The sequence below is a fragment of the Bacillus sp. EKM202B genome (assembly GCF_011066025.1).
Lineage (GTDB): Bacteria > Bacillota > Bacilli > Bacillales > Bacillaceae_G > Bacillus_A > Bacillus_A toyonensis.
In genome coordinates this window covers 1-12,867 of record NZ_JAAMNK010000060.1, presented here as the reverse complement: position 1 = coordinate 12,867, position 12,867 = coordinate 1, and the positions used below count along the sequence as shown (strand labels likewise).

Below are 12,867 nucleotides of genomic sequence, written 5' to 3'. Positions count from 1 at the left end.
ACCGGTGGATAATCGGTGTTCGCAGGAATCTCCCACTTCAAACAGTCCGTTAGGACGTTAAGTGGTGAGTAGTTCAAACTTAGCATTAATATAAAAGATGGTTCCACTTAAAAATGATTATGTAATCCTCCCCCACATGAATCCAGCGGTTTCATGAAGCATTTGTTTTGTCATTTCCATTGTGAATTCTTGGGCCTGCTTTTTGGAATGGATATCTACAATTCCATTCGAAGCAATCATTTCTTTCACCCTTTCGTAGTTATGGTATTTTCATATAACTAAATACAATACAACTAACCAAAATGGCATTACCATTAAAAATCCATTTCTAATCCCTATTGCAAAAGCCAAAGGATCAACATTACAGTATGACGTTGCCTCTTTTTTAACTCGCTGCAACATCTTTTTTTGGGTGGGAAGGCTCATAGTGAATCTCCTTATCTTTCAATCTGTTTTCGTTTTCCATAACAAACTACCACCAAAACAGCCTATACAATAAATCACAATGAATTTCATAAAAATTTCTATAATTGCATCCGTCATTCCCCATTCTCCTCTCCCAAGGCCTGTAATACACAAGCTATAATTAGCAAAGTAAGAATTAATAATAAGCTCCCTATATTTCGGCATTTTCTAAGCACCGGCATTCTCTCCTCATAATTAACGTTTATTTCAGAAAAAAACCAAGCTAAGAAAATTCAGAGAAGAAAAGAGCCCACTTTCCCTCGTTGTGAGCAAATCGGCTCTTTAATATTCAAAAGACATAAGCAATGTAAAGTTATTGGGTGTAATCTCCCAAACTTATATTCTCCTAAGAAATTAATATCTTCCTAGCCTAAAGGCGAATATCGTACGCTAGAGATCTTTTCATTTAAGAAGCTTGGTTGTTCCAAAATGCTGGCGGTAGCTCCAAATAGTACATAATATCCTCGAATGATATTAATATAATCTCCATGCAATATCAATTCTTTTTTTATAAAAATTATAAAAAAAGAATTGATATTGGTTTTTTTATGACATTTATCGACAAATTATTTACTTTTATCAATTATCAATTTATAATAATTACAACTTAATATACATACTACATAACATGTAATAATTACTTAGTTGAGCATATAGTCACCACTGCAGGGGTTTTAAAAAAATTCTAAAATGATGGACGAGTACTCATGCGGATTAATTTATATAAATATAAGGAGAATGAAACAGCAGAAAAGATGTGTGATTAATTAGTATGCTCTAGTTTAGAAGATTACTAATCGGTTGGATAATTTCAGATGATAAAACAGAGTCATGGATTTATTGCAGCGTATTTTAGGTTGGCTATGGTAAATATACAAGATATATTTATAGATTGATTCGCGGACCCTATCTCAAAAAATGAAATAAAAACGATTTTTAATTATTGACAAGCAATAAAACTAAATATATATTAAATTATAATAATTATTATAAAAAAATTATTATCGCTTATAAATAGGAGGTTCCACTTCATGAATCCAAATAATCGCTTAACAACAAACCAAGGTGCTCCAGTTGGAGATAACCAAAATTCTCGTACAGCTGGTCGCCGTGGGTCGGTATTATTAGAAGACTATCATTTAGTAGAAAAGCTTGCCCATTTTGATCGTGAGCGTATTCCAGAGCGTGTTGTACATGCACGTGGTGCAGGTGCTCACGGTGTATTTGTAACTAAAAACAGTATGAAGCAATATACGAAGGCAGCATTTTTACAAAATGAAGGAACTGAAACGCCTGTATTCGTTCGTTTCTCAACAGTTATTCATGGCCAAGGCTCTCCGGAGACAGCACGTGATCCGCGTGGGTTCGCTGTTAAATTTTATACAGAAGAAGGAAACTACGATATCGTAGGTAACCATTTACCAGTTTTCTTCATTCGTGATGCAATTAAATTCCCTGACATGGTGCATTCTTTAAAGCCAGCACCTGATACAAATATTCAAACGCCAGATCGTTATTGGGATTTTATGACGTTAACACCAGAATCTACTCATATGATGACATGGGTATTTTCTGATTATGGTACACCAGCAAACTATCGTGAAATGGAAGGTTTCGGCGTCCATTCATTTAAATGGATTAATGCAAAAGGTAAAATTGTTTACATTAAATATCATTGGAAACCACAGCAGGGTGTACGAAATTTAAGTGCAAAAGAAGTGGAACAAGTACAAGGTAAAGATTTCAATCATGCAACTCGCGATTTATTCGATGCGATTGAAAAAGGAAATCATCCAAAATGGGATCTATACGTACAAGTGATGCAATTAGATCAAATGGATTCTTTAGATTTCGACCCATTAGATCCAACAAAAGTTTGGCCAGAAGATTGTTTCCCACTCATTGAAGTAGGGACAATGACACTAAATCGTAACCCACAAAACTTTTTTGCGGAAGTAGAGCAAGTGGCCTTTACACCAAGTGCAACTATACCTGGTATTGAACCGTCTGAAGATAAGCTATTACAAGGTCGTTTATTCTCTTACCCAGATACACAGCGTTACCGACTTGGTGCAAATTATTTACAAATCCCTGTAAACTGCCCATACGCAACTGTTCGTAATCAACAACGTGATGGTGCGATGCAAGTAAATCAAAACCCATCTACAATAAACTATGAACCGAGCCGCCATACTGAAAATCCAGTTGAAGACTCAACATACCGCGATTCAACTATGAGAGTAGGAGGCTATGTATCTCGTGAAAAAAATGAGAAACCGAACGACTTCAAACAAGCCGGTGAGCGTTATCGTTCATTCTCTAAAGAAGAGCAAGACAACTTAATTGCAAACTTAACTAATGACTTGAAAGACGTAAATGAGCGTACGAAACTACTAGCTATTTGTAACTTCTTCCGTGCAGATCGCGAATATGGTATTCGCTTAGCAGAAGCATTAAATGTTGATATTTCATCGTATGTAGGAAATTCTACAAAATAATAGCATGCTTAATTTTATTTTACTCTCAAATTTAACTTACAATATGTAAGAAAAGAAGTTGTCTCAAAAATCCGTTTAAAAACGACTTTTTAGGGACAACTTCTTTTTTTAGTTCTCTTCAACAATAGATAGGATTATTAATATTTGTTCATACAATTTATGCAGCATTTCCAAATTATTATTTTGTTTTTGCTAATCCTACAATTGCAATGCAGGCATATAGCTAACATATATTGAATGTATTTTCTTATTATCGTTATAGCAAGGTTCTACACGCTTCCCTATGGATATATTTTCATTTAGGGAATCTTGGCGAAGAACTAATGTATACTTGATCTTTATACTTTATACTTTATGACTTTATAAGAATAAAGATCGAAAAACAGATAGTTAATCAATTTTAATTGTGTAAAAACTACATACCTATAAACAGTATTAATAATGGATTAATACTTCTCGTCATGGGAAGTACCTAATATCTTGAAGAGAGATTTCAAGGCATCTAATGTTGAGGAGGATAATTTGTGGGTATGCAAGGGAGATTAATTTGCTTTATGGAGTAGGTAAATAAGATAGAATAATAGATTATGAAAGAGCCCTTAGGAGATAGGGACTCCTTAGGGCTCGCCTAATCACATGAATTGATTAGGAGGAATATAAACATTTTAACATATAGCTGATTCATTTGAAGGTAACAAAAAAATTACAGAATTTACGATACGAGAAAGCCCACGCAGGACTTTAGTCCTTCTTTAGACGTGGGAGTGTCAATCTCTCTATTGTTTCAATTTGAACTCCTGATTCAGTCTTACTTTTATTCAATGCACTGAGGTACAACTATTTTAGTACCTTTTTAAATTTGCAACCAAAAGTAATTACCATACCTGCAAGAACCATCAATATGCCTATTGCTGCACTGTTATTTATAGTTGTACCTGCTTTTGGAAGCTCTTTATACATATCTTCTTTTTCATCAGAATTACTGTTTTTAGGGATATTATTAATACCATTTTCTTTATCTGTCACTACCACTTTTTGTATTGTAGTTACCTCATTACTACCGGAGTCACGACCAAGGAATTTCACCTCGGAAGTACCCGTTTTAAATATATCTATTTCACCAAAATGTCTTACTTTATCAGTAATATTACCATCTTCTTTCTCAATAGCTTTAACCCCAGTCATTGGTGCGAATTTGTCTTCTACATTCATATACCCTTCAGTAGGTACAGTTAACTCAGGCTCTTGAATCTCAATAGGTTTTTCTTTTTCTTTAACTGTTACAGTTTGTATTTGAGTTGCCAAATGACCTGCAGAATCTCTAACTATATATTTAATCGTGCAAGTGCCAGGTGTATTTGTATCTACTTCACCTTCATATTTTACTTCTGATGTAAGGTCACCATCTTCTTTATCAGTAGCACTTACATCTCTCATTGGATCGAATTTATCCCCTTCCGAAATTGTAGTTTCTGAGGGTACTTTTAGTGATGGCGGCTCATCTTTTATTTCTTCTTTCTCTTTAACCGTAACCGTTTGTTTCGCGTTTACTTTATGATTTTTAGAGTCTTTAACTGTGTAAGTTAACTCGTAAGTGCCTGCTTTAGAGGTATCTACTTTACCGTCAACTGTTATTTTAGTAGTAAGGTCTCCGTCTTCCTTATCAGTAGCAGACACTCCTGACATTGGGTCGAATGAATTACCTATATTAACTGTCGCTCCAACAGGTACTGTAAAATTCGGTTCCATATCTGGAATTTCTTCTACAATTACAGGTTTAGAATCTGTGGCTTCCCAAATAGGTGCGGTTAATATCGGATAGTTCAAAGCTTCTATTTTTTGTCGCGTTTCTTGCGATGCTTTCAGTCCCCATTGATCAAAAAACGGGAGTACATTTTGTTTCGCTACTTTGGATGTATTGTAAATAAATGCTTGAATTTTCTCTTCATCCGTTTTTGGAAGTTGATCCTTTGGTAACTCTCGATATAGTTTGTGAAGATTCGGATAAAAATCCTCACCATATGCGAGATGAAGTTGCCAAAGCATAACAAGTTTCACAAACAAGTCATTTATATTTTTATATTCTTTATCTGTTTGCTTTAAGTATACAAAGGCTTTATCGTAATCACCGGATTTTTCTAAACGCGTCGGTTGATTCGGGAATAATCGCTTTTGTGCAGCTAAAGAATATAGATTAACAGTTACTTCACCCATCCCTCTTAAATCATTCCACGTCCATGGGTATTGTTGTCTTGCATGTCCCGCTTCGTGCATTTGTCCCCATCCAAATTTATTTACATTTAAAGCACTTTCAATTGCGTTACCAGCAGTAGTAAATGCAGCTCCATCTAGACTTGCATACATGCCCCATGTTGGTTTGTTAGGATTTTCTATAAAGGACCAAATACGTTCAGTCGAACGATGTAAAGGATTAGGATCTGTTTCAGATAATCCAGATATTTTATCTTGCGCTCGAATCATTTCATCATATGTTTCTAATAACGGGATAGGATCTTGATTAACTATATGCTTCTTAGCACTATCTTGAGTAACCGTAAGCACTGCTTTCTTTGATTTTAATTGAACAGCATGTGCATTTGGATACTTGTCCATCATCGCAATCCAGTCTGCTTTCGTATGCTTTCCTAATTCAAAGAACGGGACATGGCTCCCGCCTTGTGTGAATTTCACCTTAACTGTTCCTGTAGTTTGATTATTATCAAGTCCTAATAACCCACCATTTGGAGAGGAAATCTTATTCGTACCAGGAGAAAGTTTAATTTCTTTTCCCCATTCTTTATCATAGCCATGTGTTCCAATAATTGCTCTAATCTTATTCGTTCCTAATACTTCAACTGTAACTTCTTCATTCGGTTGTATATAAATTCCAGTTGGTATATAGGTTTTTTGTTCACTTCTTCTCTCTCTTGTTGCTTCATCCTGATAGCTTCCTGTAGCTGGTAGGTCAAACTCCCTTAGTTCATATTGATTTGTAGTTGGTTGATTAACTGTTTCAGCGTGTACATTTAAATTGTTTGTTATAATAGGTGTAAATAATGTAGTTGTCAAAATAGCAGATGTCGCAAGTACTTTCATCGGTTTTTGAAATATATAATGATTCCTTTTCTGCATATAAATAATCCTTTCTTTTTCAATTTTTTCTGTTAAAATCCTTTTGTTGAACGAATGTAATTAATTTCAATCTCCTGGCGAGTTTATATTTCTGAAATTTCAGAAATATAAACTCAGAAATCTTCCTATAGTTTAATAAATATAAAACATATTAGAAGAAAGAAATTTTCAACCTTGTTTATACTAAATAATTACAAAAGATAAGGTATGAGAATGAAACGAGCCCATTTCCTTTTTTCTTATTAATAAGAATTTAACATCGAACAAGTCTTACTGCAACATAATTTGACAATTATATCTTTTTTTCGACAATTTTTCCCCTTACTAAAGGAGTAGTCTCACATCTCTCAACAAAAAAATATAAGCGACTTATCATAAGTCGCTTATACGTAAAAACTTATTTTATTTTGGTCAATACATCTCAATTTACTTACAGGTCTTCCCACATGCTGATACACCATTTTATTCTCTAATATTCCTATTTCAGTCAAAAACATAACATACTTTCGAATAGAAACTCTTGAAATCCCTACTAATTGCGCCATTTCATCTGTTGTAAACGTCCGTCCATTCAGTGACTCTATTTTCTCCCAAATTAATTGTAACGTTTGTTTCGTTAATCCTTTTGGAAGCTCTTTAGTGACAATAGGCTCTCTTTTTTCCTTTTGTAAAATTAACGAATCTAATTCCGATTGACTAATTTTTTGTTGTTCTGTCATGAAAGTAAGCTTTTCTCGATATATAGCTAATGCCTCTTTAAATCTTTCAAATGTAAATGGTTTAATTAAATAATCTACTACGCCATAATGTAATGCTTTTTTAATACTCCCCATATCATGTACAGCTGAAATCATTATAATATCAATTTCTTTCTCTTGATTTCGAATATACATTAAAAGCTCAAATCCAGTCTCTTCAGGCATAAAAATATCAAGTAAGACTAAATCTACTTGCGATTTCTCTAATACTTCTATCGCCGATTTTACTGAGTTAACTGCTTGGACAAGTTCAAACCCTCCTACTTGTTCTAAATAATGTGTATTTAACATTGCTACCATCGGATCATCTTCTACAATTAAAACTTTAATCATATTTGCCCCTCATCCCTACTATTAGGTATTTCAATTGTTATCCTTGTTCCCTCTCCTAACGATGAATGGATATAAATCTCCCCATTTATTCGCTGTGTACTTTCTTTTACAAGATATAAGCCATAACCCCGATTATCTCCCTTTGTGGAATAACCTTTTGCAAACAATTTATCCAGCATATCTTCTGGTATTCCACTTCCTGTATCTTGTACTGTTATCATTAAAGAATCTCCATGTTGTATTCCGACTTCAACTTGTTTTTTCTCACAATTCATTACTGCGTCAAATGCATTATGGATTAAATTCCCAACAATTGTAATAAGTTCATGGATGATACAATCATCATATATATCTGGTAAGTCCGATTCTTCACTTATAATTAACTTAATATTTTTCTCCCTAGCATAGCTAAGTTTACCTAGTAAAAAACCAGCAAATACTGGACTTTTAATTCTTTTCATAACCCCACCAATTTCATATTGATGCTCTGATACCATACGACTTACATATTTCTGCAATTCTTCATACTGTTTCATATGTGTAAGCCCTAAGACGACATGCATTTTATTCATAAATTCATGAGATTGTGCCCGTAATGCTTCCGCATATAGCTTAATACCAGTTAGTTCTTCTGCTAATTGTCTAATCTCTGTTTTATCACGAAATGTTGCAATTGCACCAACTATTTCTCCTTTTACATATAAAGGAACCCGATTCGTAACAATTGTAATCCCATAAACAGTTTGTTCCTCGTTTAATTGTACATCTCCTGTTTGCAACACTTCTTTTATACGTGAATTCGGCGTATGCATTTCAAGATTTTTACCGATAATATCTCCTGTAAGTCCACCTTTCTTTAATATTCGTTTTGCTTCATTATTTATTAAAGTTACATTGGCATCTTTATCTACAGCAATAATACCCTCTTTCACCGAAAGTAACATCGCATTTCTTTCTTCAAGAATTTTCGCTATCCTATGTGGCTCAAGACCAAATAAACTTTTCTTTATATGTCTAGCTAGCAATATCGCCCCCATAATACCAACTAATATTCCTACTCCAACACCGATATAAATAATATGTCTACTTTTTTTCACACTCTCTTTCACATTATCAGCTGAAATGCCAACAGCGACCGCACCAAGTTGCTCACCTGTTTCAGCAAAAATAGGTACGATTACTCGCATAGAAACCCCTAAAGTTCCTTCTGCAAGTGAAACATGTTCCTGCCCCTTCAATGCAGGTCCCTCATCTCCTCCAATAAAATGATGACCTATTTTCTTTGGATCTGGATGAGACTTTCTTATTCCGCCCATGTCCATAACGACAATAAATTGAACATCTGTATTTTTTAATAGCCTATTTGTATACGTTTGGATTGCGGAAGTATCTCCTTTGCCTGTTAAACCATCGATTACAACTGAATCATTCGCCACAATACGTGCAATCGTTTTTGCTTTCTCTGCTTGGCTATCCTCCGTTGCCCGTTCTACATTATGACTAATTAATATATCTGTCACAAGTAAAGAAAACATTACAACTGTACACACTAATAATGTGATTGTTTTCCATAAATCCAATAGTTTTTTCCTTTTTTTCATCTCTTCATTGACTCCTCTAATTCTTCTACGCGATCTTTGGTAAATATACAATGAGTAAGCTGTTATGATACTTTAAATTTACTCGTTATTTTTTGGAGTTTTTCTATCGTTTCTTCTAAGTTTTGATTAGCTGCAAAATTTATTCCATAATAAAAAATAAGAGAAATTTAATATTGTCATTTCTTTTGTAGCAAGGAGTATAAGATGGTTATGTTAGTCAACTTATACTTCTCACAAAATACTTCTAAATTACTCATAAAAGTTAATCTATCGCATTGCCATCAAGCTAAAAAATACACTCCTCCCTAAAATACAAAAGATGAATTGAATCCTCATAAATAAATGTAGAGTTATAAAGTTTTCTTTTTTGATTTTGGGAATATCTCAAAATATTAAGTTGATGAACATATGACGGATTCCTTAATTAGAGAAAGTAAAGCACATATGGATCTACTTAATAACCTAAGGAAAGTGGATTATTGCATAAAAAAGGCTCCATTTCTGGAGCACTCAAAAAAATGAATTAAAAAAAATAACAGACAATTAAACTATACAAATAACTCATAAATAAATCTATATATATTTTTAAAATTACATGTGAAATTGATAAAAAAAGCTCCATTTCTAGGGAACTTTTTTATCTTATTCAATGGTATATCGGCTATCTTCTGAAACATATAAACTTTTTGAATTAATTTCTATACTACAATCCCCTAATCGCCGCTTTACTTCTGATAGTAATTTTTCATTTGCTTCCTCTAAAGAACTTGCTGGAATCACCGTAGATTGTGAGCTTGATACTTTACCACTATACATCACTGAAAAATTCAATTCATATTGATGTATCAAGATTTCTCCACTCCTTTTTTCCCTAAGTTTTCTCACAGATCGTTCTTATTTGTTGTTTACAATTATAATTTTTGAAGATAGGTACACACTTTGATACATATAAGATTTTTCTTGGTTAGGTGATAGCACACCGCAATCTTGCACGTCAGCGATACCAGAAATGGGCTTCGCCTTTGGTAGCAAGAATCCCACTGATGTTAGTCAGCTGGTCCCTTTAGGGGTGGGAGTGTCAATTAATAAAATATATGCAATAACTTTTAAAAAAATCATTGTTACATCTCACTAAAAACACAATTATTTTTTCCTGACTTTTTCAATGATTGCACCGATATATGCGCTCCCCTTTACCATGCCACGCGATACGTATGGCGGAATTAACTTTATTCAATGAAATGAATTGTTTGAAAGAGAAGGAATCTACTTAGAATGATAATTTAGTAGGATAGGAAACCGTAAACGGAGCGTGTCTTTGGGCACACTGACTAATACCCCTTTTCGAATCGTATATAACCTAACTTCTTTTCCTATGCATCCTCCTAGTAAAATCACGAACAAGAAACTAAGGAACAATCTACCTTTCATAAAGCCCTTACCCTCTTTAACATGCAATCCAGTAAAATAATTTGTTTCAGATACGTAGAAATAAGGTATAATTAGCAATCAATGATTAGCTAATTATACCTAAATCTATTTGTTTCCAACCCAAAAGAGATAAATTGTTTTGTTCCCATTCATGAAATAGCACGATGTATGCATAATTACATATCTATTAAAATGCTTTTAGTGTTATATTTTAATAGCGATGAATGCTATTATTTCATAAGTTGTCAACAAGCGTTATGTATGTATGAGAAAAAGGAAGGAGTCAAATAGGACCCTTCCTTTTTCTTCTAACTAAATAAATTACTCTCTGGTAATAATTTAAATAGTGATGCTGATTCACAGGCGTCTAATTATTGCTGGTATGATCACTTTACCTATTGTGGCAATACTTACGAGAAGTAAGTACTCTTTTATTTACGATACAATGGAATTATTATCGTTTATTTCTCAACATTTAACATATTGAATTAAATTCCCTTTATTGCTATTATAATGGTGACAGTTTGTTTTCTAGTGCTTTAATTGAAGGACCTGATGTAATACATCAGGTCCTTCTTAATTTTCTCACTAATAAGATAATATTTTTTAACTAGATAGACATATGTTATTTTATACAGACACTTCACTCATAAAAATCTACCTTTTTTAAGAGCATGCTTATACGCTTATTCTTCCTACTTAAAGGTTTCGTTTTTTGTACACCTAAATTTTCATAAACACCCCATTTATTTCAAATTCATTCTAATCTTTAATCAGATATAGCCTTAATAAGCTAGCAAATCCCTAAGTCTTAAATACCAGATATGAATATGAACAATTAATAATATATTATTAAAATTAAGATACACAAATGTGGGACAAATTAAAATTTTACACAATGCCTTAGGGTAACAAGATTGTTTTCTTCTCATTTCTATAGGATTTTTGTCCGTTTTTCTGCAAAAAATTAAACTGCTACGATGATTGCCTTGTTAATTCTTTAGTTTCTTTTATCAAATATTTATAAACAAATGGAGAATAGTAGGAAAACAAATAAGACTGCTAATCAAATGCACGTGTAAGTGGCATATTAGTTTTTCTAATTTTACAGAATCACAATAATCAATACCTTAAAAATAAACTTCATTTTTAAAGATCTATTAAATTTGCAACAAATAAATAAAAATCATGTATTTGTTCCATCTAAACCTATCCCGTAGGTATAATCATTATTCTCACATACTTCACCTTAAAAATTTCTCACTATACATGTCATATTTTAATTGAATTTTTATATCTGCTACTTGTACAAAAACACTTGATTAGAATACAAACTCGCTAAATATTCTAATACTTGAAAATAGTTATTAACAAATTTAAAATGACTGAGATTCTATAGACCTTTTTAAAAGTAATAAATAATTATAAATAAAAAGAGAAGAACCCACCATAGTTCTTCTCTTTTTATTTATAAATTTAGGGTTTTCATATCTGTTGATATGAATAGCAGTAAATTAATGGATGAATAATTTACTAACAAAATTATAACATGTTAAACAAAGACTTTTATATGCAATATTACATATAAAAATTCAATTTTCAAACACTCACATATTATAAAATAACAACCCAATTAGTTGTTATTTTATAATTAAACAGATAATAAAAAAGCAACTCGGATTGGGGTTCGAGTTGCTTTTTTAAATAATGCTTATATATGTATTATAACATTTCGCGTAATAAATCCAACATCAAGTGACTAACTTTTCTTATTTCTCAATATTTTCAGTTTTATGAAATTGCTCTTTAGCGTTTGGAAAACTATTGTAATTACCAAGATCTATTAAATTTTTTCAATAATATACTTCTTAATGAATGATAGAATGTTATACTATTTCATGAGTATAATTGCTTTTACAATTTGTTGAAAATAGATACTCAATAACTTTTGATCATCCGATGCTTTTTTCATAATATAAATTCCTCCTTTTAAAATTTTTTACCATATAATATTTTATATCTATATCTGAATACCTTTATAATACTAAACCCTACTTCGACTTACCATTTCACCTGTAATGGAAAAAGGTTATATTTTTTCTATTTGAAACTAATTTGAAAGGATTTTTTATCAAATGAAAAATACCGTTATTCAAACTAAATCCACTAACATGATTGGAACGGAAAATAGCAATAAGGAAACAACTACAAATTCTTTACAAGCAATATTAGAAATAAAAGTAAAAGAAGGACAATTCCAGGAATTTATGGATTGTATACAGCTTGAAACAAATATTGAATTTTGTTATAGAGTTACAGGAAAGACTGACTTTATTGCTAAAATCATAATAGCTGATTTGAGAGAATTAGAAGAATTTGTTGATAATTATATTTCTGTAGCTCAAATAGTATCTAATCTTATAATATTCAAAACAAATACTAATTATGATTTGACAGAGAATTAAGGTTATAAGCGACTTTTCCTAATAATAAACATCGTAACTAAAAACTACACTCCTAACAATTTGGGTGTAGTTTTTTGACAATTTGAACTACCCCCACTTTCACTTCGTTTAGAAGAGGGGGATTCCTAAGTAAAGAGTTCTATCGAACTCTAATTTATTAGGCTATCTCCGCAGTCCTTGCGGT

8 protein-coding genes are annotated in these 12,867 nt (G+C 32.3%); 2 read left to right on the top strand and 6 right to left on the bottom strand.

From position 1 onward, the window contains the following. Window positions 1-117 precede the first annotated feature (117 nt). Window positions 118-240, bottom strand: a complete 123-nt coding sequence (locus tag G9F74_RS30345) for a hypothetical protein (protein WP_016107133.1) — start codon at window positions 238-240, stop codon at window positions 118-120. Window positions 241-270: 30 nt separating this feature from the next. Beyond that, window positions 271-426 carry a hypothetical protein gene (locus G9F74_RS28860; protein WP_000056873.1) on the bottom strand — a complete coding sequence of 52 codons (156 nt, stop codon included), beginning with the start codon at window positions 424-426 and terminating at the stop codon, window positions 271-273. A gap of 1,070 nt (window positions 427-1,496) precedes the next feature. On the opposite strand from G9F74_RS28860, the gene G9F74_RS28850 reads away from it, so the two are divergent. After that, on the top strand, window positions 1,497-2,963 hold the full coding sequence (locus G9F74_RS28850; protein ID WP_016107132.1) for a catalase: 1,467 nt from the start codon (window positions 1,497-1,499) through the stop codon (window positions 2,961-2,963). A gap of 837 nt (window positions 2,964-3,800) precedes the next feature. Here the strand turns inward: G9F74_RS28850 and G9F74_RS28845 are convergent. The 4 genes from G9F74_RS28845 to G9F74_RS28830 all read right to left on the bottom strand — a co-directional run bounded on the left by G9F74_RS28845 (window position 3,801) and on the right by G9F74_RS28830 (window position 9,636). Beyond that, window positions 3,801-6,095, bottom strand: coding sequence for a M60 family metallopeptidase (locus tag G9F74_RS28845; RefSeq protein WP_131202447.1), 2,295 nt, complete (start codon window positions 6,093-6,095; stop codon window positions 3,801-3,803). Between the two features lie 383 nt (window positions 6,096-6,478). Continuing rightward, window positions 6,479-7,186 (bottom strand): response regulator, encoded by a 708-nt coding sequence (locus tag G9F74_RS28840; RefSeq protein WP_000598679.1) that lies wholly within the window; start codon window positions 7,184-7,186, stop codon window positions 6,479-6,481. Next, complete coding sequence (locus G9F74_RS28835; protein ID WP_131202448.1) at window positions 7,183-8,787, bottom strand: sensor histidine kinase; 1,605 nt, start codon at window positions 8,785-8,787, stop codon at window positions 7,183-7,185. The genes G9F74_RS28840 and G9F74_RS28835 overlap by 4 nt, the downstream gene beginning before the upstream one ends. A gap of 642 nt (window positions 8,788-9,429) precedes the next feature. After that, window positions 9,430-9,636 carry a hypothetical protein gene (locus G9F74_RS28830; RefSeq protein ID WP_000581809.1) on the bottom strand — a complete coding sequence of 69 codons (207 nt, stop codon included), beginning with the start codon at window positions 9,634-9,636 and terminating at the stop codon, window positions 9,430-9,432. Window positions 9,637-12,353: 2,717 nt separating this feature from the next. Here G9F74_RS28830 and G9F74_RS28825 point away from each other — a divergent pair. Further along, entirely contained in the window at window positions 12,354-12,683 is a 330-nt protein-coding gene (locus G9F74_RS28825; RefSeq protein WP_000799645.1) for an Lrp/AsnC family transcriptional regulator, read from the top strand. Window positions 12,684-12,867 lie beyond the last annotated feature (184 nt).